The organism is Pseudarthrobacter sulfonivorans (assembly GCF_024391045.1).
GTDB lineage: Bacteria > Actinomycetota > Actinomycetes > Actinomycetales > Micrococcaceae > Arthrobacter > Arthrobacter sulfonivorans_B.
The window spans coordinates 34347-58044 of record NZ_JANFCZ010000006.1 but is presented as its reverse complement, the minus strand read 5'-3'; the positions used below and the strand labels follow the sequence as shown (position 1 = coordinate 58044).

Here is a 23698-nt window from a genome sequence, read left to right as displayed (position 1 = left end):
TTACGCGTCTCCTCTGATCATGCGGATAAAAAGTTCATGTACGCGTTTCTCCCCAGTCACTTCCGGGTGGAAGGAGGTGGCCAGCAGGTGGCCGGAACGCACTGCAACAATTCTAGCGGTCCCGGGCAGGCTCGCCGCGTGGGACGCGTGTTCAAGGTCTGCCGGTTCCACCTGCGCGAGCACCTCCACGCCGGCGCCGGCACGCTCCACCCAGGGTCCGCGGATGAACACCGCGTGTACGGGCGCTACGCCGGATTCCGTGGCGCTGAACTCCAGGCCCTTGAAATCCAGGTCCGTTTCGAACGATTCGCGCTGCCGACCGAAAGCGTTACGGCGGACGGTAATATCCAGGCCGCCAAACGTCTGCTGCGGAGCGCCGGCCAAGTCCGTGGCAGGGTCCGCGATGTCACTGGCGAGGAGGATCATGCCGGCGCAGGAACCGTAGACCGGCAGGCCGTTGCGGATGCTGTCCTTCAACGGTTCGGCGAGTTCAAAGGCACGGGCCAGCTTGTCGATGGCAGTGGATTCGCCGCCGGGAATAATCAGGCCGTCCAGGCCGTCCAGTTCCTTGGGCCGGCGGACACCAACGCCTGCCGCGCCGGACTCCGCCACGGCCCGCAGGTGTTCGCGGAAGTCACCCTGAAGCGCCAGGACGCCGATCCGCAGGCCTGCGCCAAGGCGTGGGTCAGCGGCAAAAAGGGGGTTTGTCATCTCTTCAGCATAGTGCGCCAACCGGCCGCACCCCGGCGGGCGTGGCTTCCCCGCCGCGGGGTTCCATGCCGTTGCTGGGATATATTACAGAGCATGCTTTACATCAGCGTTCCGCTCGGCAAGCTAGTCCGCCGGGTGTCCCGGCTCAGGGGTGGCGGGTCCGCCCTGCCCGGGCTGGTGGTCGAGAGAATCGATCCCGGCTTTATGCAGCGGACACTCGCCACCCTTCCCCACGGCGTGGCCGTGGTGAGCGGAACCAACGGCAAAACCACCACCACCAAGATGGTGGTGGAGCTCCTCGAAAGCCAGGGGCTGAAGGTCTTCACCAACCGCACGGGCAGCAACTTCACCCGCGGCGTGGCAGCCGCCCTGCTCGGCGAGGTTGACTGGCGCGGCAGGCTCAAGGCCGACGTCGCCGTCCTGGAGCTCGACGAAGCCCACGCCGTACACTTCGTCAACCGGGTCCCGCCCCGCTACAGCCTCCTGCTGAACGTCCTGCGGGACCAGCTGGACCGGTTCGGTGAGATCGACAAAACAGCCCAGCTCCTGCAGCACATCGCGGCGAAAACCACCGGCACGGTGGTCCTCAACCGCGAGGATCCCCGCGTGGCCCGCATCGCGGACACCCTCACCGGGCAGGAGGTCCGGTACTTCGGCCTGGACGATTCCCTCCTCAGCACTTTCCCCAACGACGACGACATGCGGGCAGCGCCCGGCAGCCCCGCCCCGGCGGCGCTGCCGCTTAAGCCGCCCGCCGACGTCGTACTCCGCAAAGTGGGGCCGGACACCGCGGATTTTGAGTACGACGGCGGCACGGTCACCACTGCGATGAAGCTCCGCGGCGTCTACAACATCTTTAATGCCGCGGCGGCGCTGGCGCTGGCGCGCAGCATCTGCGGCGGTGGCGCGGCGACTGCCAACCACGCGACGCTGCTCACCGCGCTGTCCCAGGTGGAGCCGGCCTTCGGCCGCGGCGAAAGCCTCGTGGTGGACAGCCAGCCCCTGGACCTTGTGCTGGTCAAGAATCCCAGTGGTTTCCGGCTTGGCCTGAAGTCGTTCCCGGCGGCCGGGTACGCAACCATGATCGCCATCAACGACAACTATGCCGACGGCAGGGACATGTCCTGGCTGTGGGACGTGGAATTTGATTCGCTCCGCGAGGGCGGAGTGGACCAGCTCACAGGTTCCCGGGCCTACGACATGGCGCTGCGGCTGCAGTATGACGACGTCCGCATCGGCGCGGTCCAGCCGGACATCGCCCCCGCACTTGGTGCCTTCATCCGCGAGGGCAGCGGCAAGCCGAAGCGGATTTTCTGCACCTATACAGCCATGCTGGCCATCCGCCGCGAGCTGTCCAAAATCACCGAAGTGGAGGTGGTCTCATGACAGCTGAATCTGCCGAGACCGGACAGGGCAGCAAGGGCACCATCCGCGTCCTGCAGTTGTATCCGCGGGACATGAACATCTATGGCGACTGGGGCAACGCCCTGGTCCTGAAGCAGCGGATCAGCTGGCACGGTTATACGCCGGAGCTGCTCGAGTACAACGTGGGCGATGAATTCCCAGCCGGCGTGGACCTGATTGTTGGCGGAGGCGGGCAGGACAGCGGGCAGCTGATCATCCAGGACGATCTGCAGTCACGTGCCGGCAGGCTGAAGGAACTGGCCGAGGACGGTACTCCCATGCTGGTGATCTGCGGGCTTTACCAGCTGTTCGGCCGCTTCTTCAAGACCCATCTGGGAACCGTCATTCCGGGGATTGCCGTCCTGGACGTGGAAACCCACGGTACGGACGAACGCCTGATCGGCAACGTCAAGGTGGCCACCGATGAGTTCGGCGAAGTCCTGGGCTATGAGAACCACAGCGGGCAAACCACGCTGGGGCCGGGCGTCCGGGCGTTGGGGACCACGGCGAAGGGAACTGGGAACAACAGCAGCGACGGCCAGGAAGGCGCGCGCTACAAAAACGTCGTGGCCAGCTACCTGCACGGTTCGCTGCTGCCGAAGAACCCCGCCATCGCCGACTTCCTCATCCGGACGGCCGCGGAACGCAAATTTGGGACCTTTGAACCGGGCGCCCCTGACGACCGGTTTGCCGTGCTTGCACGCGAGCACGCCGCCCGCCGGCCGCGCTGACAGGCCCGCCTTAACAGGCACGCGCTGACAGGCCTGCGCTGACAGGCCTGCGCCGACAGCCCTGCGCTGACGGGTAAGTCTGACGCAGCTTCCCGTGCCGGCGTCAGCGCCAGCGGAAGTATTCCCTGTGGATATTGGCGGCGCGGACCCCGGCGGCGCGGAGTGCCCGGCGGAACTGTCGGAGCATCGGGTCCGGGCCGCCCATGTAGACAGACAGCTCGCGGGAATCCGTGTCCACCGCGCCAAGCACCTGTTCCGGCGTCAGCCTGCCGTCAGAGCTGGTGTCAATCAGATGCACCGTCAGCCGGGGGTGCTCCTTGGCAATGCGTTCGATCTCGTCGGCGAAGGGCGAACGGCCCGCCGAGGTGACAAAAAAGTCAACGGTTTCCCCGAGTTCATTGTCGAGGGACCGAAGCCAGCTCAGGAAGGGCGTAATGCCCACACCGCCTGCGATCCAGACCTGCCGGGCCGTCCCCGTCCGGCGGTCAAACCGGCCATACGGCCCGCTGACCACGGCCGGCATGCCCGGCTGGACCACGTCCGGGAGCTTCGTGGTGTGGTCGCCCAGCGCCTTCACCGTGATGCGGATATCGTCACCGCCGGCGGCGCCGGACATGGAGAACGGATGCCGCTGCCAGCCGTCCTTCGTTTCGAGGTAGATCATGGCGAACTGGCCGGGCCTGAATTGCAGCGGTTTCCCTAAGGGTTTCAGGTGAACGTCGACCAGTCCGGGCGCCACTGCCCTGACCTCTTGCACCTGGTAATCGTGATGCGGCAGGAAGTGACGGGCCAGCACTTCACGGTAGGCGTAGAACGCCAAACCGATACCCCCGATCACCACGTAGCTCCAGCGCAACACGGGCGTCGAATCGAAAGCGGTTGCGTCCAAGAGCCCGTGCATGAAGCCGGCGGCCACAAACAATCCGGTCAGGCGGTGAAAACCACGCCATCGCTCGTAGCCGCCGAGGACACGCGACACCAGCCGGACCGGCCAAGTGCTCATGGCGCGCAGGACAATGTGGTGGAGTGCGCCGGGAAGCATGGTGCGCCAGCGCGGCAGGATGGCCCAGACGATCATGGCGGCCAGCCCAAGGGCGGCTGGAACGGCCAGCGTTTTGCCCAGGCTGGTGGCTTCAGGGTTGGACGCCAGCTCCACGTGAGGCAGGAGAAGGAGCGCGCCGGCGACAGCGAGCCGCCGGTGCCAGATCGCTGCGTAGTCGATGCCGCCAAAGATTCGCTCGACGTGTGGGAGGGTGCTGATCAGGACAAGCGCGATGGACATCAGCAGTACGGATTCCCCGCCGAGCAGCTGGCCGACGTGTCGCAGCATTGGCTCCCCCGGCGGCCGGGCAAGTACCCAGAGCGCTCCATATCCGACGGCGAGGAACCCGATGGCCAAGGGACCCAGCAGCCGTACGGGCACACCGAAGACTGCCGCGCGCCGCTGCCGGGTCGTCCCCTGAGAGCCGGACATGGCTATGGTTCCCTGGTGATCAGGAGTTCGTGGGCGCCGGCGGCCGCGGATCCCAGGGACTCCACGACGGCGGCGGTCCGCTGCCTGGTGGCGGCGTCCGCTTCCGGGGTTGCGCAGACGCCCTGCGGTGCGTCGGAAGCAACCGAGCACCACCGGTAGGGATCACGGACCATGACCGACGGCGCCCAGGCAAGATCAGATGCTGACCACTGGCCGGCAGCATCCTGGCTGAATTGGACGCGCACCAGCAGTCCCTCGTTGTTGACCACGTACCAGGGGGAAAGTTCAGTGACACCGTTGCCCAGGCCGTAGACGATCCAGGTGTCTTTGTATTTTTCGATCGGAAGCACCGAGTGCGTGTGGTGGCCATAGATCATGCTGAATTGGCCGCTGTCCACCAGGGCATGGGCCACCTCCTGTTGCTGGGCGTTTGGGACGCTGGCGTATTCCTCCCCCGCATGCATGGCGCCCAAAACAATGTCCGCGCCAAGGGCCCTTGCTTTGGCCGCCTTGGCAATCATGGCGGGCGCGTCCAACATGTCCACCTGCCAGGCGTACTCCGCCGTCTGCCCGTTGAGGCCGTAGGTTCCTTCAATGACGGCGATTTTGGCGGCCTTGGTCTGCATGATGAGGATGCCCTGCGACTCAGCCTCCGTCCGGTAGGAGCCCGTGTGTTTAAGGCCCACTGCGTCCAGCGCATCCAGTGTGCGCAGCAGTCCGTCCGTATTGCGGTCAATGGTGTGATTGCTGGCTGTGGTGCAGGCCTGATACCCCACGTTTTTGGACGCCGTGATGATCTGCGGCGGGACGTTGAACGAAGGGTACGCCGAAAATGGGCCGTCCGGTCCGGCGACGGCTGTTTCCTGGTGGCAGATGGCGAGATCGCTGTGCCGGATGTAGCTGCGCTGGCCTTCCAGGAGCGGTCCAAAGTCAAGCCCTGATGTTCCCGCGGCCGCGGCGTCGTCGCCGGCTTGCTTCCAGAGCTGGGCGTGGACCAGCATGTCGCCCGTGACCAGGATGGACGCGCAACGAAGGGCGGGGCAGTCCGGTCCGGCGCCGGGGGTGGGCATGGGTGAGGGCGCGGGTGCCGTCGTCGGACTTTGCGCCGCGGGCACCGCTCCCGGCAGCGCACTGGCCGATGGCGGGTTTTGTTCCGCAACCAGACCGCAGCCCGTCAGCAGCCCGGCCAGTGTCAGAGCCGCGAGGGCAGCCAACGTCGGAGCGGCAGCACTGCCCTGTGTGTTCCCCATAGGCGCCATTGTAGGTTCCGTCCGCGCCTAATGCGGGAAAGCCGCGCATTGAGAAGCGCGGGGCGGTGTGAAAGGTTAGCGTGATGACGAATCCCCTCTTCAGCCCCAGTGCTTTGCCCTACGGGCTGCCGCCGTTTGCCAGCATGGGACCGACCCAGTACGCCGAGGCTGTGACCGCCGGCCTGGCGCAGCATCTGACGGAAATCCAGGCGATCGTGGACAACCCTGCGGCCGCTACCTTTGAGAACACAGCCGTGGCCATGGAAGAATCGGGCCAACTGCTCCAGCGGGCGGCCGCTTCGTTTTTCACCCTTGTCTCGGCGGACGCATCGGCCGAGATCCTTGCGTTGGAGACCGAACTTTCACCCCGTTTCTCCGCTCACCAGGACGAGATCTACCTCAACCGCGCCCTGTTCGAACGGTTCACGGCAATCGCCACTTCGGGACTGGACCCTGAGTCCGCCCGGCTCGTGGAGGAGTACCTGAAGGAGTTCCGCCAGTCCGGGATCCAACTCGACGTCCCCGGGCAGCACCGGCTGAAGGGCATCAACGCCGAATTGTCCAAACTTGGCACGGAGTTTGGTCAGCGCGTCAAGGAAGGCATGAAGTCGGCGGCTGTGCTGCTGGACACCGCAGAAGATCTGGCCGGTCTGCCGGCGGACGACATCGCCAGTGCCGCAGAGGCCGCCCGCACCGCCGGCCACGAGGGCAAATTCCTGCTCACCCTCATCCAGCCCAGCAACCAGCCCGCCATGGCTGCCCTCGAAAACCGGGCCGTCCGGCGTCGGCTGTTCGAGGCCTCCACCGGCAGGGGCATCGCAGGCGGGACCTTGGATGTCCGGGACCTGGTGACCTCCATGGTTAGGCTTCGCGCTGAAAAGGCGGTACTTCTTGGTTTCTCCAACTACGCCGAATTCGTGGTGGACAGCCAGACGGCCCCCGACTTCGGGGCAGTCCAGTCAATGTTGAACAGGCTGGCCCCGGCGGCAGTCCGCAATGCGGATGCCGAGGCGGATGCCCTGGCCGAGATCGCCGGCCATCCGTTGGAAGCGTGGGACTGGGCGTATTACTCGGCCAAAGTGCGGCGGGAAAGGTACGCAGTGGACGAGCAGGCGCTGCGCCCCTACTTTGAGCTGGACCGCGTGCTGCGCGACGGCGTCTTCTTCGCGGCCACCTCCCTCTATGGCATCACCTTCCACGAACGCCATGACCTGGCGGGTTACCACCCCGACGTACGGGTCTGGGAAGTCCGGAACCCGGACGGAACGGAGCTCGGGCTGTTCCTGGGCGACTACTACACCCGCGCGTCCAAGCGGGGCGGAGCCTGGATGAACTCGCTCGTGGACCAGTCTGAACTGCTCGGCACCCGGCCCGTGGTCATCAACAACCTGAACATCTCCAAGCCGCCGGCGGGCGAACCCACGCTCCTGACCCTGGATGAGCTCCGGACCTTGTTCCACGAGTTCGGGCATGCCCTCCACGGTCTGTTTTCCAACGTGACCTATCCGCGGTTCTCCGGCACTGCCGTCCCCCGGGACTTCGTGGAATACCCTTCCCAGGTGAACGAGATGTGGATCTTCTGGCCCGGCGTGTTGGCCAATTACGCCCGGCATCACTCAACGGGCGAACCGCTCCCCCAGGACGTGGTGGACCGGCTTGACGCGGCGCGGCTTTGGGGCGAGGGCTTCGCGACCACCGAGTACCTGGGCGCCGCCCTGCTGGACCTGGCCTGGCATGTGCTGGATGAAGCCGGTGTCCCGGACGACGTGCTGGTATTCGAAGCCAAGTCGCTGGTCGCGGCGGGGCTGGCCCACGCGTTGATTCCGCCGCGTTACCGCACCGGATATTTCCAGCACATCTTCGCCGGGGCAGGCTACGCGGCGGGCTACTACTCCTACATCTGGAGTGAGGTCCTGGACGCCGAAACCGTGGACTGGTTCACCGAGAACGGTGGCCTGACCCGCGCCAACGGAGATACGTTCCGCAACGAGCTGCTCTCCCGCGGCAATAGCCGGGACCCGCTGGAATCCTTCCGGACCCTCCGGGGACGCGATGCCCGGCTGGAGCCCCTCCTGAAGCGCCGCGGCCTGGAGTAAGCCTCATCGATTGCTCCGTAAACGCCGTTTTGAGCCTCCAAAAGGGCCGTTACGGAGCAATCGACGGGGTTCGACAAGCTCAACCAACAACGACGCCGGTCCCCCACCAAGAAAAGGTGAGGAACCGGCGTCGTTAGTTAGAACAGAACGCAAGGAGACCACTGGCGCCGGACGGTGCGGTCCGGCAGCGTGCGTAAAAGGGGCCCCGGTTGAAGAGGCGACAATCGCGCACGACTCTCTCGGCTTAATAAGAGAGACTGCAGAGGCTCCAGGGACGAGGCGCCTCGGCGCCGAGTCCTTGGAGAAGCAGTCGAACGTTACCAGCCGCGCTCGGCGAGGCGGTGCGGCTGCGGGATCTCGTCCACGTTGATGCCCACCATGGCCTCGCCCAGGCCGCGGGAAGCCTTGGCGATGACGTCGGGGTCGTCGAAGAACGTGGTGGCTTTGACCACGGCAGCGGCGCGCTGGGCCGGGTTGCCGGACTTGAAGATGCCGGAACCGACGAACACGCCGTCAGCGCCGAGCTGCATCATCATGGCAGCATCGGCCGGGGTGGCGATGCCGCCCGCGGTGAACAGCACCACGGGGAGCTTGCCGGCGGCGGCAACTTCCTTGACCAGTTCGTACGGGGCCTGCAGTTCCTTGGCCGCGACGTACAGCTCGTCCTCGGGCAGCGCCGAAAGCTTGGCGATCTCGGCGCGGATCTGGCGCATGTGGCCGGTGGCGTTGGAAACATCGCCGGTGCCGGCCTCGCCCTTGGAACGGATCATGGCCGCGCCCTCGTTGATGCGGCGCAGGGCCTCACCGAGGTTGGTGGCGCCACAGACGAAGGGAACCTTGAAGTTCCACTTGTCGATGTGGTTGACGTAGTCGGCCGGGGTCAGGACCTCGGACTCGTCAATGTAGTCCACGCCGAGGGACTGCAGGACCTGGGCTTCGACGAAGTGGCCGATCCGGGCCTTGGCCATGACCGGGACGGACACGGCGTCAATGATCTTGTCGATCATGTCCGGGTCCGACATGCGGGACACGCCGCCCTGGGCGCGGATATCAGCCGGAACGCGTTCCAGCGCCATCACTGCAACGGCACCGGCATCTTCAGCGATGCGGGCCTGTTCGACGTTGACGACGTCCATGATGACGCCGCCTTTGAGCATCTCAGCCATGCCGCGCTTGACGCGGTTGCTGCCCGTGACGCTGTTCGCGGACGAACCGGCTTCGCTGCTTACATCAGGTGTAGACACAAAAACCCCTATGGGTAGATAGATGACCTTCGCCGGACGTGAGGGCGGCAAGAAGCCGAAATTCCACGAACCGGGTTGCCGGATCCATTGACCGGGCAGACCTAATACTAGTCCCACCGCTGGCAGTGGACTCAATCACGCTTAATCAGATGCTGCGGTTTCCGCCATCGCCTGCCGGCGCACCGTAACAATGCGCTGTACCACCGTGACCAGACTGGCGAGGGCAAGCAGGGTAAGGGTCACCAGCAGGACTACCGGAGGCAGGCCCAGGCCAGTGAATCCCGTGACGACGAGGACGGAAACAAGCCGTTCGGCACGCTCGGCAATGCCGACATTTGCGGTGAAGCCGAGGGACTCCGCCTTGGACCGCGCGTAGGAAACCACCATGCCCAGAACCAGGCACAGCATGGCCGCGACGGCGATGGCGTAGTCGGCTCCCCCCGTGAAGAACCAGATGGCCACACCCGCAAACAGGGCGCCGTCTGCGATCCGGTCCAACGTGGAATCCAGGAAGTTGCCCCACCGGCCGCCGGTGTCCCGCAACCTGGCCATGATGCCGTCGAGCACATCAGAGAAGATGAAAGCGGTAATGAACAGGGTGCCCCACCAGAGCTGGCCCAAGGGATAGAAAACCAACGCTCCCACCACCACGCCGGCAGTGCCCACCACCGTCACCGCGTCCGGGGAAACGCCGATCTTCAGGAGCCAGCGGGCCAGCGGGGTGAACAGCGCGGTGAAGAAGCCGCGCGCATGCCTATTCAGCATCCGTCTCCCCGGGCCAGGCCTCGGCAACCATCCGGCGGACCTCGTCAAGGGTCTGCGTGATCGCCTTGGTCTGGGCAATGATGGGGAAGAAGTTCCCGTCACCACCCCATCGCGGCACGATGTGCTGGTGCAGGTGGGCCGCGATGCCGGCCCCGCCCACAACGCCTTGGTTCATGCCCAGGTTAAATCCACCGGGGTTGGACACCTTCCGCAGGACCCGCATGGCGGTCTGGCTGATTTCGGCAAACTCCGCGGTCTCTTCCACGGTGAGGTCCGTGTAGTCCGGAACATGACGGTAAGGGCACACCAGGAGATGGCCCGGGTTGTACGGAAACAGGTTCAGGACCACGTAGCAGGTCTTCCCCCGGTGGACGATGAGGGCTTCCTCGTCGGTCCGGCCCGGGCCCACGCAGAAGGGGCAGTCGTTTTCGTTCTTGAACTGGTGCTGGCCACCCTTGATGTAAGCCAGCCGGTGCGGAGTCCACAGGCGCTGGAATGCGTCCGGCACGCCCGCGAGTTCAAAGTCATCGGTCACGCCGGCGTCCCCCGGATACCCTGCGCCTGTGTTCTCCTGCACCGTGTTCTGTTCCGTTTCCGCTAGCTGGTCCGGTTACGGACGGCTTCCGTGATCCGCTTGACGGCCTCGGCCACGGGCACGCCGTTGTCCTGGCTGCCGTCGCGGAAGCGGAAGGACACGGCGCCGGCTTCGGCGTCGTCGCCACCGGCGATCAGGACGAACGGAATCTTGTCCTTGCTGGCGGTGCGGATCTTCTTGGGGAACCGGTCCGAGGACGTATCCACCTCGGCGCGGATGCCCGCCGCCTTAAGCTGGTCCACGACGTCGAACATGTACTCGTTGAAGGTTTCCGCCACCGGGATGCCCACCACCTGGACAGGGGAAAGCCACGCGGGGAACGCGCCGGCGTAGTGCTCGGTGAGCACGCCCATGAACCGCTCGATGGAACCGAACAGCGCACGGTGGATCATCACGGGCCGCTGGCGGGTACCGTCAGCGGCCTGGAATTCCAGTTCAAACCGCTCGGGCAGGTTGAAGTCCAGCTGGATGGTGGACATCTGCCAGGTGCGGCCCAGCGCGTCCTTGGCCTGAACGGAAATCTTCGGGCCGTAGAACGCGGCTCCGCCCGGATCTGCGACGAGTTCAAGCCCGGATTCCTCGGCCACTTCGGCCAGGGTCCTGGTGGCCTCGTCCCAGGCGGCGTCCTCGCCGACGAACTTTTCCGGATCCTTGGTGGAGAGCTCCAGGTAGAAGTCGTTCAGGCCGTAGTCCTTGAGCAGGTCCAGCACGAAGGTCAGGGTCTTGGTGAGTTCGCCCTTCATCTGCTCGCGGGTGCAGTAGATGTGGGCATCATCCTGGGTCATGCCGCGAACGCGGGTCAGGCCGTGAACGACACCGGACTTTTCGTAGCGGTAGACGGCGCCGAATTCGAAGAGCCGCAGCGGCAGTTCCCGGTAGGACCGTCCCCGTGCGCGGAAGATCAGGTTGTGCATGGGGCAGTTCATCGGCTTCAGGTAGTAATCCTGGCCGGGCTTGCGGACGGTGCCGTCCTCGTTGAGCTCGGCGTCGACGTGCATGGCCGGGAACATGCCGTCCTTGTACCAGTCCAGGTGACCCGAGACTTCGTAGAGGTGGCCCTTGGTGATGTGCGGGGTGTAGACGAACTCATACCCGGCGTCGACGTGGCGCTGGCGTGAGTAGTCCTCCATCTCCTTGCGGATGATGCCGCCCTTGGGGTGGAACACCGGCAGGCCGGAGCCCAGCTCGTCGGGGAAGGAGAAGAGGTCGAGTTCGACGCCGAGCTTGCGGTGGTCGCGCCGCTCCGCCTCGGCGATGCGTTCCTGGTAGGCCTTCAGGGCGTCCTTGGTGGGCCAGGCCGTGCCGTAGATGCGCTGGAGCTGCTGGTTCTTCTGGTTTCCTAGCCAGTACGCGGACGAGGACCGGGTCAGGGCGAACGCGTTGGAGATCAGCTTGGTGTTGGGCAGGTGCGGGCCGCGGCAGAGGTCGCACCAGACCGTGGTGCCTTCCTTGCGCTCCACATTGTCGTAGATGGTGATGTCGCCGGCGCCGACCTCGACGTTGACGCCCTCGCCCGCTTCGGCGGCTTCATTCTTTTTTCCTAGCAGTTCGAGCTTGTAGGGCTCGTTTTTCATCGCTTCGCGGGCTTCGTCCTCGCTGACCACGCGCCGGACGAACTTCTGGTTCTGGTTGACGATCTTCAGCATCATCTTTTCGAGGGTTTTGAGGTCCTCGGGCGTGAAGGGCTCGGCGACGTCGAAGTCGAAGTAGAAGCCGTCGGTGATGTAGGGGCCGATGCCCAGCTTGGCGTCGGGGCGCAGTTGCTGCACGGCCTGGGCCATCACGTGGGCAGTGGAGTGGCGGAGCACGTTCAGGCCGTCCGGGGAATCGATGGTGACACCCTCGATCTCAGCGCCGTCGGTCAGCTCCTGGTCCAGGTCCTTCAGCTCGCCGTTGACGCGGGCAACAACAACGTCGCGGCGCTCAAAGAAGAGTTCCGCACCGGTTGTCCCGGTAGTCACCTTTGTCTCTTCGCCATCGACGATGAGGGTGATCTGCTGGGCATCTGACACGGGTGTCTCCTATTCAAAGTTTTAGGCTTCATAGCTTGCGGCATACGGGGACCACAGCCAGCCACCGTCAATGCTATCGGTTTCGCCGGAGGCCGACCAACGGGACCCGCTGGCCCGGGCGGACATTCCGGGCAGCCCGGAGCGGGCTCAGCCGCCCATTCCGGTGATGGCAAGGCTTCGGCTGATCCCGTCCAAGGGATGCGGCACATCGGCATTTTCCCGCTGGTTTTCAGGGAACGGCAGGGTGTCCACGCGGCTCAGGTCCCAGGCCATGCTGGCGCTCAGGCTGATTCCGCGTGGACCTGTCCGCCGCGTGGTGCCGCGGATGAGCAGCAACCGGGTGCCGAACAGCAGCAGCCCGGCCTGTTCCTGCGCTTCGTGGAAGAACACGGAATCGATGCAGCCGGTACCGTCATCGATGCTGATGAACACCACCCGCCGTCCGCCGCGCATCGGCGGGGTCTGGGTGGCGATGCGCACGCCGGCCACCAGGACTTCGGTGCTGTTGCGCAGGCCCAGCAGTTTGTCGGCAGTGGTGACGCCCAGCCTGTCCAGCATCGGTCGGTGGCTGTCCATCAGGTGCCCGCTGACATCAATGGCCATCAGGTCAAGTTCTGCCCGGACATTGTCCACCAGGGTGGGGGCAGGAAGGCCGGGCTTGACGTTCCGCAGCTCCACATCACCCAACGGCAGGGCCAGCTGCCCTTCCATGATTTCCGCCCCCTTCCGGGTGCCACTTGTCGCCTGGAGCCGCTGCAGATGCTGGACCAGGTCCGCGCGGTTTGCGGCCCCGCCCGACTCCCGGTGCAGGGAATCAAAGGCTCCCAGCTGCGCGAGCCTTTTGATGCTGGGTTTGCTCAGCCTGGACCGGGCCCTGAGGTCAGCCAGGGAGTCGTACGGCTGGCCGGCAACAATCCGCTTAAGCTCGGCCCCGGAGAGTCCGTAGATGCCGTTGAGGCTCAGCCTGATCCCCAGCTTGCCGGCATCCCCCCCGTCCGCCACCCGTTCCACCCGGTACTCCGCCTGGCTGCGGTTAATGTCCAGGGGAAGGATGGGGATACCCAGCCTGCGTGCCTCGGCAACCAGCAGCCGTTTGGGATACATGCCGGGATCGTGCTCCCACAGCCCGGCCAGGAACGCTTCGGGATGGTGCGCTTTCAGCCAGGCGGACTGATAGGTGGGAACGGCGAAGGCCGCGCCGTGCGCCTTGCAGAAGCCGAAGCTTCCGAACGCTTTCAGGGTGCCCCAGACTTTATCCACCACTTCCGGCGAATACCCTTTGAGACGGGCCTCCCTGCGGAAGAACTCTTCCACTTTCAGCTCCAGGACCTCATTGCCCAGGGCCCGGCGGAACTCATCCGCCCGCGCCAGCCCGCAGCCGGTCATGACATGGAAGGTTTTGAGGATCTGTTCGTGAAAGACGGTGACGCCGTGTGTTTCCTGCAGAACCGGTTTCAGGTCAGGGTGCGGATACACTTCCGGCGCGAAGCCGTGCCGGTGTTCCAGGAAAGGCCGCACCATGTCCGATTTCATGGGTCCCGGCCGGAACAGTGAAATGTCGATGATGAGGTCGTTGAACTCACGCGGGGCCATCTTGCCGATCAGTTCACGCTGGCCGGGTGATTCAATCTGGAAGCATCCCAGGGTGTGGGTGCTGCGGATCAGTTCGAAGGTGGGCTCGTCATCCAGCGGGACAGCGTTGAGGTCGATGCGGCCGTTCCCGGCGATGTAATCGGGCCCGGCGCCGTCGGGCCCGGCGGGGTGGGCGCCGGCGGCCACCACTTCCGCTTTGGAAGGATGGATCCGGATGACTTCCCGGATGGCGAAGGCCATCGCGCTCTGCATCCTGACCCCCAGGACGTCCAGCTTGAGCATGCCCATGGGATCCATGTCGTGTTTGTCGAACTGGCTCATGGGCAGCCCTAGCCCGCTGGGCTGGACGGGCGTCCGGTCAAGCAGGGTGGCATCGCCAAGGATCACGCCACAGGGGTGCATGGAAATATGGCGGGGCAGCCTGTCGAGGCGTTCGGTGAGGTCCACCAGCAGGTCAAGCTGCTGGTTTTCGGCAAAACCACGCTGTTCCACCCGCCCGGCGAATTCCCGGAGTTCAGGTTTTTCCACCAGGGCTTCCCGGAATTTTCGGGCCGAAAAACGCCACAGTTGCTTGGCGATCTCACCGACGTCACCATCGTCCATGCCCAGCGCCATACCGGCATCCCTGACCGCACCGCGCGCCCGGTACCCGTTTTGCATGCTCATCAGGGTGACCCGTTCGGCACCGAACCGGTCGAAGATTTTCCGGTACACGTTGTGCCGTTCGGCGCTTTCGACGTCGATGTCAATATCCGGCAGCGTTGCCCTGTCCCGGGACAGGAAGCGTTCGAAGATCAGGTCATGCTGCAGCGGGTCCACCTGGCTGACATCGATCAGGTAATTGACCAGGCTGGAAGCACCCGAACCGCGGGCGGCTGCCCGCACACCCATGTCCAGGATCATGCGGGAAACTTCCGCGACGGTCAGGAAATAGGAAGAAAATCCAAGGTTCTGGATGATCCCCAGCTCATGCTCCAGCCGCGAGCGCATCTCCTTGTGCGCCGGGCCGGAGATGCCCGGGAACCGCTTGCCTATCCCTGCCTCGCAGCGCTGCATCAGTTCAACGTGCGGGTCCTGGCTGATCCCAATGACTGAGGCTTCCGGAACCACGGGCTGTTTCCATCCCATGTCGGTTACGGGATCCATCCGGCAGTAGTCGGCGAGCGCCTCGGTCTGTGCCATCAGTTGTTTCAGGTCTGCGGTGCCATAACCTGCCGCATGGATGATTTCCTTGCCAAGTTCAAGCATTTGCCCTGATGATTTGAGCCACGCCTGCCCGTTTGGCTGGAGCAGCGGTTCGGCAGCCAGTTCCGGCAGGGACTTCAGGGTCCGGGCTGAGTCGAGGACGTCCGCCGTGGCGGCGCCGTCCTCCGCGCAATAGCGGACAGCGTTCGTCAGTACTGCCGGGACATGGTGTTCTTCGGCGAGTTTGAGCATGCGCACTGCGTGGGCGGTACTCAGAGGCGTGCCGGGGGTGGTGAGTTGGGAAACGACTTCTGCCACCAGGCTCCCGGCGGGCATGGCTTCCAGCCAGCGTTTGAAGAGCGTGCGCGGGCGCAGGTAGCGCCGGCCGCCCATGGCCCGTCCGACGTCGGAATCCGGACCGATCAGGACGGTCAGGACCGGTTTGAGCGTCCGCGGGTCAAGGGTCCTGGACGCGAGTTCTGCCCGGGTGACCGCCACCGGTACCGCTCCCCCGGCTTTGCCTGAGGTACGGGCGTGGGCGTCCGATACCAGCCGGCACAGGGCACGGTAGCCCGCCCCGTTGTTGTGTCCCCTGGCAAGGACCACCACCCGGCCCGCGAGCTGGGTGCGGTGATCGCCGTCGTCGTCAAAGACCGCGAGGTCCACTCCCACGATGGGATCGATCCCCGCAGCCATGCAGGCCTTGAGGTGTTTGACGGTGCCGTACAGGCCATCGCGGTCCGTGCAGGCAAGGGCTGTTGCGCCGTCTGCGGCGGCAACCTGGGCGAGCTCATCGGGCCAGGAGACTCCATAATGCGCACTGAAGGCGGTGGAAACGTGGAGGTGGGAGAAAGTCATGCCGTTGTGGGGTGGAGGGCGTCGTGGATCCGCAGCAGCCTCCAGCGGCCGCTGCCAAGATGCCGGGTCAGGTCCAGGGTGAGCGGTTCGCCGGTTTCCTGCCGGTCCGCCCTGACCTGGACGCGCCAGATTTCGTGGTCCACCAGTCCCGGGCCGCTGCCCAGAGGTGCCCGGCGTTCCTCAGCCCACCACTGCCGGCGCTCGTACCACCGGACAGGCTCGGCGCATACCGTATAACGCCGCCCGGCCCACTGGAGTTTCAGCGGCTGGCCGGTGGCTGTGCAGTGGACGTCCACGGACTCGCTGAACATGCCCATGGGCGCCTCCCCTCAATGAATCAGGCTGATGCGGTGCTGACACAAAAGCAGCTGACGCAAAAGCAGTTTATTCGAATACATGTTCGAATAAACTCAGTCTACGACGGCGTCCCGGCAAAACCTAGGCAGGGGGTGGACGGACGGGACGGCTGGGGGCAGGATTGTGGCATGAGCTCCCATGACGCACTCCTCAAGCACGTAAGCATCAAAGCCCAGGACAACACGCTCGTGGCCAACTTTGATATCGACGGCAACATACCGGGGGCGGGTGCGTACGTCGTAGGACTCGTGGCGGCCAGCCCTGACCATTCATCCCAGAGACGGCTGGGCATCGAATTCCTGAACGGGGAGGCGATCGCCTTCTACTCGTTCTGCCATGACCAGACGGCCGAAGAAAACTATGACCTTTCCGGAGTGACCCATTCGGGCAGCACCATCACCGGAAACTTTCCCATGGCAGCCATCCAGGGTCTGGGCAAAGGGCACGTCATGACGGCGTTCAGCGAGGCCGACGGCCGCGATTTCCAGGGGGGCGTTGCCGTCCAGGAAGCGCTCTAGCTTCAGCTGTTTTCTTTGTGGACCTTCAGCTCGAGTTCAATGAAGCCCGAGATCATGGCCCGGTACGTGGATTCCACGATGTCCGGGTCAATGTCTTTCTTTTCGGCGGCACCGCGAACGTGCTCAATCACCCGTTCCACCCGGCCAGGCGCGCGGACTTCAGCGTCGTCGCCCTTGAGGGTGCCAGCGATCCGGATCAGGCGTTCACGCCGCGCAATGAGCGTGACAATCTGATCGTCAACTTCGTCGACCGCAATCCGAACGGCGGCGAGCTGTTCCTTGTCGGCCAGTGCTTCCCGATCGTTTCCTTGAATTGTTGCCATCTTCTGACAGTATCGAAGCATGCAGCCCAGAGTCGACTTCATCTCACTAGGCGTTCGCAGCGTTGACGCCTCCCGCCGCTTCTACGTGGAAGGTCTTGGCTGGCCTGCGCGCAGTGAACACCCCGGTGATGTGGTGTTCATCCAGGCCAACCACGGACTGATCCTCTCCCTTTGGGACGCCGGACAGATGCACGCGGAAGCGGGCGTAGGCACACCCGGGCCGGTTCCGTGTGTCACCCTCAGCCACAACCTTCCCAGTACTGAGGACGTGGACCGGGTGATGGCCGAGGCCAGGGCTGCAGGCGCGCAGATCGTAGCCGAACCTGTCACCCAGCCCTGGGGCGGGTACAGCGGCTATTTTGCTGATCCGGACGGCTTCCGCTGGGAAGTTGCGTACAACCCCACCTGGGCAGTGGACGACGACGGCAACGTCACCGTCTGAGGCACGGTCCCCGCGGACCGGGCCGCCGCCTAGAACAGCGCTTCCACGGGGCGGATGAGCTCCGGGGAATTGTTGCGGACGTTTCCCACTTCCCGGCCCACCGAATCCACGTGCCAGTCGGCGGCAACGTCCTTGACGTGGGCGCGGACAAGATCCACGAGGAAGGCGGCGTCGTCGATCTGCGGGTCAAGCCACGACGCCATGGTGGCCCGGTCCATGGGCAGCGGCACCCGGTCATGCAGCTCCGTCAGCTTGCCAAACACCGTGGACTCGGCACCCGGCGGCGGCGTGTCCGCCGTCAGGATGGACGTGGACAGCATCCAGCGGGCGGGATCGCCGTCGGCCTTGGACGGGTCCTTCCACCACTCATACAGGCCGGCGAACACCAGACCGTGTTCAGACCCCGGATGCACATAGTAGGGCTGCTTCACCTTGCCCGTCCCCTGCTTCCATTCGTAATACCCGTCAGCGGGCACAGCGCAACGGCGTGACTTCACGGCTTTACGGAAGGCAGGCTTCTCCAACACGCTCTCGCTCCGGGCGTTGATCATTTTCGCGCCGATGCCCGGATCCTTCGCCCACGAGGGAACCAGGCCCCAGCGGGCCACGTGCAACTGCCGCACCGCTTCGTCGTCGATAAGCCGTTCCAGGACAATCGGCACATCGTCCGTTGGCGCCACGTTCCACGACGGAGGAAGCTGCACATCCTCCTCGAGCCCGGCATCAAATTCGGCGAGCAGGTCCCCCACGGCCCGGGCCATCACATAGCGTCCACACATGGCTCCAGCATGCCATTGCCGGCATGCCCTGTCAGCCAACACTGTCAGCCGCCGGGGCAGCCTCATGTAATAGCCACAGGGAATAGCCGGCCGCGGGTTACCGTTGAGAAGGACGAACCCCCTTCAACGATTTCAGGAGAGCTCCGTGGACTTTACCCCCGAGAACGGCACTATCACCATGTTTTCCACCACCTGGTGCGGCTACTGCAACCGGCTGAAGAAGCAGCTGGACGCGCAGGGCATCGGCTACACGGAAATCAACATCGAAGAGGTGGAGGGAACCGCCGAACTCGTGGAGCAGCTCAACGGCGGCAACCAGACCGTCCCCACCGTGCTCTTCCCGGACGGCTCCGCCGCCACCAACCCCTCCCTGGCTGAGGTAAAGAGCCGTCTCGCAGCCTAAGTCCGGCAGCCCATGTGGTAGACAGAACGGGACCAACCTCAGGGTTGGGCCCGTTCTGTCTATCTGCATTGAGGGAGCCTTCCGTGGTCCATAAAGTCAAAGGTGTCGTTGCCCGCTCCAAGGGCGCCCCGGTTACCCTGGAGACCGTCCTGGTCCCGGAGCCGGGTCCAGGGGAGGCTCTGGTGGACATCCTCACCAGCGGCGTCTGCCACACCGACCTGCACTACAAACTGGGCGGCATCAGCGATGATTTCCCGTTCCTCCTCGGCCACGAGGCCACCGGCGTGGTCAGTGCCGTGGGCCCCGACGTCACCAACGTGGCCCCGGGCGACCGTGTGGTCCTGAACTGGCGCGCCGTCTGCGGCAACTGCCGCGCCTGCGCCAAGGGCCAGCCGCAGTACTGCTTCAACACCCACAACGCCACCCAGAAGATGACCCTTGAGGACGGCACCGAGCTTTCCGCCGCACTGGGCATCGGCGCGTTCATCGAGAAGACCCTCGTGGCTGCCGGGCAGTGCACCAAGGTGGATCCCGACGCCGATGCTGCCGCCGTCGGCCTGCTCGGCTGCGGCGTGATGGCCGGCATCGGTGCCGCCATCAACACCGGCGGGGTCAAGCGGGGCGATTCCGTCGCCGTGATCGGCTGCGGCGGTGTGGGCGTGGCGGCCATCGCTGGCGCCGCGCTCGCGGGCGCCACCACTATCATCGCCGTCGACATCGATGCCAAAAAACTGGAACGTGCCTTGGAGCTCGGCGCCACCCACACTGTGGATTCCAGCAAGGAAGACCCCATCGAGGCGATCCGGGCCCTCACCGACGGCAACGGCGCAGACGTGGTGATTGACGCCGTCGGACGCCCCGAAACGTACAAGCAGGCGTTCTATGCCCGCGACCTCGCCGGAACCGTGGTGCTGGTGGGCGTCCCCACGCCGGACATGAAGCTGGAACTGCCGCTGCTCGACGTCTTCGGCCGGGGCGGCTCGCTGAAGTCCTCCTGGTACGGCGACTGCCTGCCCTCCCGGGACTTCCCCATGCTGATTAACCTCTACAGGCAGGGCAAGCTGGACCTGGATGCCTTCGTGACGGAGCGCATCACCATCGACCAGGTGGAGGAAGCGTTCGAAAAGATGCACTCCGGGTCGGTGCTGCGTTCGGTGGTGGAGCTGTAGCCGCAGCTGGATGAACGGACCGCCTGGGCCCGGTTAAGCCCCGGCGGGCCGTTGCGGGCTACGCTTCCCTGCTGTACACGCTGCCGAACTCGGCGTGCCTCAGGGACGCGTGGCCCGCGTAGGCGGCAACCACAGCGTCCTCAACGGCCTGAACCGTCAGGCCGGGCACCAGATCGTCCGCGGCCCCTGCAGTGGCCGGGTCCCAGTCCAGGCCCAGGGCCGCGTAACTGTCCGTCAGGACAGCGCGGATGGGGGCAGAGTTTTCAACCACAATCACCGAACTGAACAACCAGCCGCCGCCCACCACACGCTGCGCAGTCCCCACCAGCTTGATCCGGTGGGTGGGATCTGCGGGGTGGATGCCGTGGACGCTGAACTCGCCGGGGCAATACTCGCCGGGGATCTCGCCGACGGCGGCCTGCACGCCGACGTCCCGCAACGTCTGCGCCAGCAGCTCACCGAAGAAAGCGAACCGGCTTTTGGAGCCGGCAATCGCGTCAGCCTCCGGCATGACGTGGTCAACCACCAACGTTCCTTCATGATAGGCGGCGGCTCGGCCGCCCGCCTTCCGCACCAGAGGCTCAAAGCCGTGGTCCCGGCAGGCCTGCGCAGCCGCCTCGAAGCCGGGCAGACGGGTGTCCCGCTGGCCGAAGGCGACAGTCGGGGCGGGCCGGTACAGCCGCAGGGTGGGGCCTATCCCTCCGGTCTTGGCCAGGGTCAGTAGTTCCAGACCGATTTCCAGGTCCCGCGCGGCGCCGAGAGTATGGTCCTGCCGGACCACGGTGAGCGTCCGGTCAGCCTCGACGTCCTGCATGTTGCTAAGCTCCCTTATGGTCATATTGCAATTCCTTGTTGTTGCCGCCGCATTCGCGGTCATTGACGCCATCTGGCTGAAGCTGATGAACCCCTTCTACCGCAGCCACATCGGTGACCTGCTCGCCGACAAGCCCCACTTAGGTTACGCCGTGGCTTTCTATGTCATGTACATAGCGGGAATTCTCTTCTTCGCCCTGCGGCCGGCGCTCGACGGCGGCACCTGGCTGACCGCCGTCGGCTACGGGGCCGCGCTGGGCGCCTTTGCCTACGCAACATATGACCTCACCAACGCCGCCACTCTCAAGACGTGGCCCCTGCAGCTGATTGTGGTGGACATTGTCTGGGGCGCTGCGCTGACGGGGCTGTCCACCCTCGCCGGCTGGCTGGTGTTCCGCTCAACCTGACCGTGCTCCGGGCAAAAGCTACCTGACACGCCCGGACTATGACGTCCCGTCCCCCGCCGGGTGGCTAAACTCAGAAATCGCGGCACCCCCACACTCCTCCAGGAGAGGCAATCCACTGATACGCGTCATCAGCTACAACCTTCGCAAGCACAGGGCCAGTGGGGAACTCATGGCCCTGGCCCGGGATTTCGACGTCGATGCCCTGTGCCTGCAGGAGTGCGATACCACTGACCTGCCGGACACGCTGGGGCAGCTCCAACTGGCCGATTCCACCAAGGGAAACCGGCTGGGGTTGGCCATCTACTACCGGCCGGACCGCTTCACCGCGCACGGCACCAACACTTTTGCGCTGAAGAAGTCCCTGCACGACATGGTCCTGGCTCCTGCACATGAACGGCTCATCGGCACCCGGGTACGCGATAACGAGACCGGCCATGAGCTCGTCATCGCTTCCTTCCATGCCGCGCCCCTGACGGCCACCAACTCGCTGCGGCGCAACCAGATCCATGCGGCCCACAAGGAACTGCTCGGCATGGGTTCCGGACTGATGACCCTGATGGCAGGCGACTTCAACTATCCGTTCTTCACCAAGAACCTCACCGAACACATGAGGGATTCCGGGTACGAGCTCTCGCTCAGCAACCGCAGAACCTACACGCGGTACAAGGTGTTCAAGGGACACTTCGACTTTGCCACGTCACTGGGCCTGAACATCGAGAACGTGGAGACGCTCCCACGTGGCGCGTCCGACCATCTGCCCATCCTGGTGACGGCGGAATACGGCCAGGATTCGGCTCGGGCGCAGGAGCCACCGGCCGCCTGACTGTGGTTTTGGGGAGGCGCGGGTGCGGCACGACTGGATCAGCAAGGCGGTACCGGGCCTCAGCGTGGCCCGTGGCTACAAGAAGGCCTGGCTGAAGTCTGACCTGGTGGCAGGAGCAGCCCTGAGCGCAGCCCTGGTGCCGGCAGGCATGGCGTACGCCGAGGCCGCCGGGCTCCCAGCCGTGAACGGGCTGTACGCCTCGGTGGTACCAATGATCTTCTACGCCTTGTTCGGGCCATCCCGGGTTGTTATTGTGGGGCCGGATTCTTCACTGGCACCCATGATCGCGGCCGCAATTCTTCCATTGGCCGGTCGCGACCCGGAGCAGGCCGTGCCTCTGGCCGGCGTCCTCGCGATCCTGATCGGTACCTTCCTGTTTGCGGGCCGGATCTTCAAGCTGGGATTTGTGACCGGCCTGCTGTCCAAACCAATCCGCGTCGGCTACCTCAACGGCATTGCGCTGGCTGTAACCGTCAGCCAGCTTCCGCGGCTGCTGGGCATCGACAGCTCCGGGGAGACCCTTGTTGAACGCCTCGTATCCCTGTTCGATGCCGTCGTCAGCGGCGGGATCAACCCCATCGCCCTGGGCGCGGGGGCAGGAAGCCTGGCCGTGATCGTGGCGGGGCGCTTCCTGCCGTGGAAAGTGCCCGGCGTTATGTTCGCCGTAGCCGGCGCCATCGCCCTGGTGGCCGCACTGGACCTCCAAGGGCGGTTGCCGGTTGTCGGGGCACTCCCGCGGGGACTTCCCACGCCCATGCTGGGAGGGATCGGCTGGGAGGATGTCACAGCGCTGATCGGCCCGGCGGCAGGCATTGCCCTGATAGCCTTCGCGGACACCTCCACATTGTCCAAAAGCCTCGCGGGCCGGCGCGGGGAAAGAGTCAACGGCAACGAGGAAATGGGCGCCTTGGGGATCGCCAACATCGCTACGGGCGTGCTGGGCGGCTTTCCGGTGAGCGGAAGTTCCTCACGCACCCCCATTGTGCTCGACGCCGGCGGGAGATCGCCGCTGAGCGGAGTGGTGGCGGCCCTGCTTGTGGTGCTGTTCATGGTCCTGGTACCGGGCGTCACGGCTTACCTTCCCACCGCCACGCTCGCTGCCGTGGTGATCGTTGCGGCGGCATCACTTGTTGACGTGAAGACGCTCCTGCGCCTGATCCGGATGAGCAAACTGGAGACCCTCCTCCTGGTCGTCACCTTCCTGGGGGTCGCCTTTGTGGGCGTCCTGGAGGGAATCGTGGTGGCAATCGGACTGTCCCTGGTGGCCTTCGTGCGGCGGGCCTGGGACCCGTACCGTACCGAACTCGCGAGTGTGGACGGCGTGCCCGGCTTCCACGACCTCGACCGGCACCCGGAGGGCCGGCGGATCCAGGGCCTGGTCATCGCCCGCTTCGACGCACCGCTGTTCTTTGCCAACGGCGAAGTCTTCGCAGACCACATCCGCAACCTGGTGGACGGCGCACCCTCGCCCGTAAAGTGGGTGGTTGTGGCCGCCGAACCAATCACCGGCCTGGACACCACTGCACTGGACGAACTGGTGCAACTCGACGATGAACTGGCGCAGGCCGGGGTCAGCCTGGTTTTCGCCGAGATGAAGGGACCCATCAAGGACCGGCTGGTCCGCTTCGGGGCCAGTTCCAGGTTCAGCCCAGACCATTTCTACCCCACCGTCCATAATGCGGTCCGCGCCTACAGGGAGTGGGCAGGGAAGGGATAGTCCTCGGCCCGCGCGGGAGAGCCTCGAGC

At 65.0% G+C, this 23698-nt stretch carries 22 protein-coding genes; 10 read left to right on the top strand and 12 right to left on the bottom strand.

Annotation, left to right across the window (positions count from 1 at the left end):
• Nucleotides 1-711: a pyridoxal 5'-phosphate synthase glutaminase subunit PdxT gene (pdxT, locus tag NQJ30_RS05880; RefSeq protein ID WP_255768874.1), complete on the bottom strand. Its 711-nt coding sequence runs from the start codon at nucleotides 709-711 to the stop codon at nucleotides 1-3.
• Between the two features lie 93 nt (nucleotides 712-804).
• On the opposite strand from pdxT, the gene NQJ30_RS05875 reads away from it, so the two are divergent.
• Together NQJ30_RS05875 and NQJ30_RS05870 are read left to right on the top strand one after the other, a co-directional pair.
• Entirely contained in the window at nucleotides 805-2097 is a 1293-nt protein-coding gene (locus tag NQJ30_RS05875) for a Mur ligase family protein (RefSeq protein ID WP_255768872.1), read from the top strand.
• The gene (locus tag NQJ30_RS05870; RefSeq protein ID WP_255768871.1) at nucleotides 2094-2846 is read left to right on the top strand and encodes a type 1 glutamine amidotransferase; all 753 of its coding nucleotides are present in this window, start codon (nucleotides 2094-2096) and stop codon (nucleotides 2844-2846) included. Before NQJ30_RS05875 ends, NQJ30_RS05870 begins: the two co-directional genes overlap by 4 nt.
• A 103-nt stretch (nucleotides 2847-2949) precedes the next feature.
• On the opposite strand, the gene NQJ30_RS05865 is transcribed toward NQJ30_RS05870, so the two are convergent.
• A complete protein-coding gene (locus tag NQJ30_RS05865) occupies nucleotides 2950-4320 on the bottom strand; it encodes a ferredoxin reductase family protein (RefSeq protein WP_255768869.1) in 1371 nt (456 codons plus the stop codon).
• Nucleotides 4321-4322: 2 nt separating this feature from the next.
• Nucleotides 4323-5570 carry a CapA family protein gene (locus NQJ30_RS05860; RefSeq protein ID WP_255768867.1) on the bottom strand — a complete coding sequence of 416 codons (1248 nt, stop codon included), beginning with the start codon at nucleotides 5568-5570 and terminating at the stop codon, nucleotides 4323-4325.
• An 83-nt stretch (nucleotides 5571-5653) separates the two neighbouring features.
• Here NQJ30_RS05860 and NQJ30_RS05855 point away from each other — a divergent pair, with 83 nt between their 5' ends.
• Nucleotides 5654-7666 carry a M3 family metallopeptidase gene (locus NQJ30_RS05855; RefSeq protein WP_255768865.1) on the top strand — a complete coding sequence of 671 codons (2013 nt, stop codon included), beginning with the start codon at nucleotides 5654-5656 and terminating at the stop codon, nucleotides 7664-7666.
• Nucleotides 7667-7983: 317 nt separating this feature from the next.
• Here NQJ30_RS05855 and pdxS read toward each other — a convergent pair whose 3' ends face one another.
• The 6 genes from pdxS to NQJ30_RS05825 all read right to left on the bottom strand — a co-directional run bounded on the left by pdxS (nucleotide 7984) and on the right by NQJ30_RS05825 (nucleotide 16235).
• Complete coding sequence (gene pdxS, locus NQJ30_RS05850) at nucleotides 7984-8910, bottom strand: pyridoxal 5'-phosphate synthase lyase subunit PdxS (RefSeq protein ID WP_255768864.1); 927 nt, start codon at nucleotides 8908-8910, stop codon at nucleotides 7984-7986.
• Between the two features lie 141 nt (nucleotides 8911-9051).
• Entirely contained in the window at nucleotides 9052-9675 is a 624-nt protein-coding gene (gene pgsA / locus NQJ30_RS05845; protein ID WP_255768863.1) for a phosphatidylinositol phosphate synthase, read from the bottom strand.
• Nucleotides 9665-10252 carry an HIT family protein gene (locus tag NQJ30_RS05840; RefSeq protein ID WP_255768861.1) on the bottom strand — a complete coding sequence of 196 codons (588 nt, stop codon included), beginning with the start codon at nucleotides 10250-10252 and terminating at the stop codon, nucleotides 9665-9667. Before NQJ30_RS05840 ends, pgsA begins: the two co-directional genes overlap by 11 nt.
• 20 nt (nucleotides 10253-10272) lie before the next feature.
• Nucleotides 10273-12282, bottom strand: coding sequence for a threonine--tRNA ligase (gene thrS, locus NQJ30_RS05835; protein WP_255768859.1), 2010 nt, complete (start codon nucleotides 12280-12282; stop codon nucleotides 10273-10275).
• 147 nt (nucleotides 12283-12429) lie between these two features.
• On the bottom strand, nucleotides 12430-15918 hold the full coding sequence (locus NQJ30_RS05830) for a DNA polymerase III subunit alpha (protein WP_255768857.1): 3489 nt from the start codon (nucleotides 15916-15918) through the stop codon (nucleotides 12430-12432).
• Nucleotides 15915-16235, bottom strand: a complete 321-nt coding sequence (locus tag NQJ30_RS05825; RefSeq protein WP_255768855.1) for a DUF6504 family protein — start codon at nucleotides 16233-16235, stop codon at nucleotides 15915-15917. The genes NQJ30_RS05830 and NQJ30_RS05825 overlap by 4 nt, the downstream gene beginning before the upstream one ends.
• A gap of 168 nt (nucleotides 16236-16403) precedes the next feature.
• Between NQJ30_RS05825 and NQJ30_RS05820 the strand changes: the two genes are divergently transcribed.
• Nucleotides 16404-16793: a hypothetical protein gene (locus tag NQJ30_RS05820; RefSeq protein WP_255768853.1), complete on the top strand. Its 390-nt coding sequence runs from the start codon at nucleotides 16404-16406 to the stop codon at nucleotides 16791-16793.
• A gap of 2 nt (nucleotides 16794-16795) precedes the next feature.
• Here NQJ30_RS05820 and NQJ30_RS05815 read toward each other — a convergent pair whose 3' ends face one another.
• Nucleotides 16796-17116: a chorismate mutase gene (locus NQJ30_RS05815; protein ID WP_255768852.1), complete on the bottom strand. Its 321-nt coding sequence runs from the start codon at nucleotides 17114-17116 to the stop codon at nucleotides 16796-16798.
• A 19-nt stretch (nucleotides 17117-17135) separates the two neighbouring features.
• On the opposite strand from NQJ30_RS05815, the gene NQJ30_RS05810 reads away from it, so the two are divergent.
• A complete protein-coding gene (locus tag NQJ30_RS05810; RefSeq protein WP_255768850.1) occupies nucleotides 17136-17558 on the top strand; it encodes a VOC family protein in 423 nt (140 codons plus the stop codon).
• 29 nt (nucleotides 17559-17587) lie between these two features.
• Here the strand turns inward: NQJ30_RS05810 and NQJ30_RS05805 are convergent, their stop codons facing one another.
• Nucleotides 17588-18337 (bottom strand): SOS response-associated peptidase, encoded by a 750-nt coding sequence (locus NQJ30_RS05805; RefSeq protein ID WP_255768848.1) that lies wholly within the window; start codon nucleotides 18335-18337, stop codon nucleotides 17588-17590.
• Nucleotides 18338-18482: 145 nt separating this feature from the next.
• On the opposite strand from NQJ30_RS05805, the gene NQJ30_RS05800 reads away from it, so the two are divergent.
• Nucleotides 18483-18740 (top strand): mycoredoxin, encoded by a 258-nt coding sequence (locus NQJ30_RS05800; RefSeq protein ID WP_255768847.1) that lies wholly within the window; start codon nucleotides 18483-18485, stop codon nucleotides 18738-18740.
• Between the two features lie 83 nt (nucleotides 18741-18823).
• Nucleotides 18824-19909: an S-(hydroxymethyl)mycothiol dehydrogenase gene (locus NQJ30_RS05795; RefSeq protein WP_255768845.1), complete on the top strand. Its 1086-nt coding sequence runs from the start codon at nucleotides 18824-18826 to the stop codon at nucleotides 19907-19909.
• Between the two features lie 58 nt (nucleotides 19910-19967).
• Here the strand turns inward: NQJ30_RS05795 and NQJ30_RS05790 are convergent, their stop codons facing one another.
• Entirely contained in the window at nucleotides 19968-20747 is a 780-nt protein-coding gene (locus NQJ30_RS05790; RefSeq protein WP_255768843.1) for a lipoate--protein ligase family protein, read from the bottom strand.
• Between NQJ30_RS05790 and NQJ30_RS05785 the strand changes: the two genes are divergently transcribed.
• The 3 genes from NQJ30_RS05785 to NQJ30_RS05775 all read left to right on the top strand — a co-directional run bounded on the left by NQJ30_RS05785 (nucleotide 20740) and on the right by NQJ30_RS05775 (nucleotide 23669).
• Nucleotides 20740-21129, top strand: a complete 390-nt coding sequence (locus tag NQJ30_RS05785; RefSeq protein WP_255768841.1) for a DUF2177 family protein — start codon at nucleotides 20740-20742, stop codon at nucleotides 21127-21129. The genes NQJ30_RS05790 and NQJ30_RS05785 overlap by 8 nt on opposite strands.
• 118 nt (nucleotides 21130-21247) lie before the next feature.
• Nucleotides 21248-21952: an endonuclease/exonuclease/phosphatase family protein gene (locus NQJ30_RS05780; protein WP_255769002.1), complete on the top strand. Its 705-nt coding sequence runs from the start codon at nucleotides 21248-21250 to the stop codon at nucleotides 21950-21952.
• Between the two features lie 22 nt (nucleotides 21953-21974).
• Entirely contained in the window at nucleotides 21975-23669 is a 1695-nt protein-coding gene (locus NQJ30_RS05775) for a SulP family inorganic anion transporter (protein WP_255768840.1), read from the top strand.
• The last annotated feature ends 29 nt before the right edge of the window (nucleotides 23670-23698 follow it).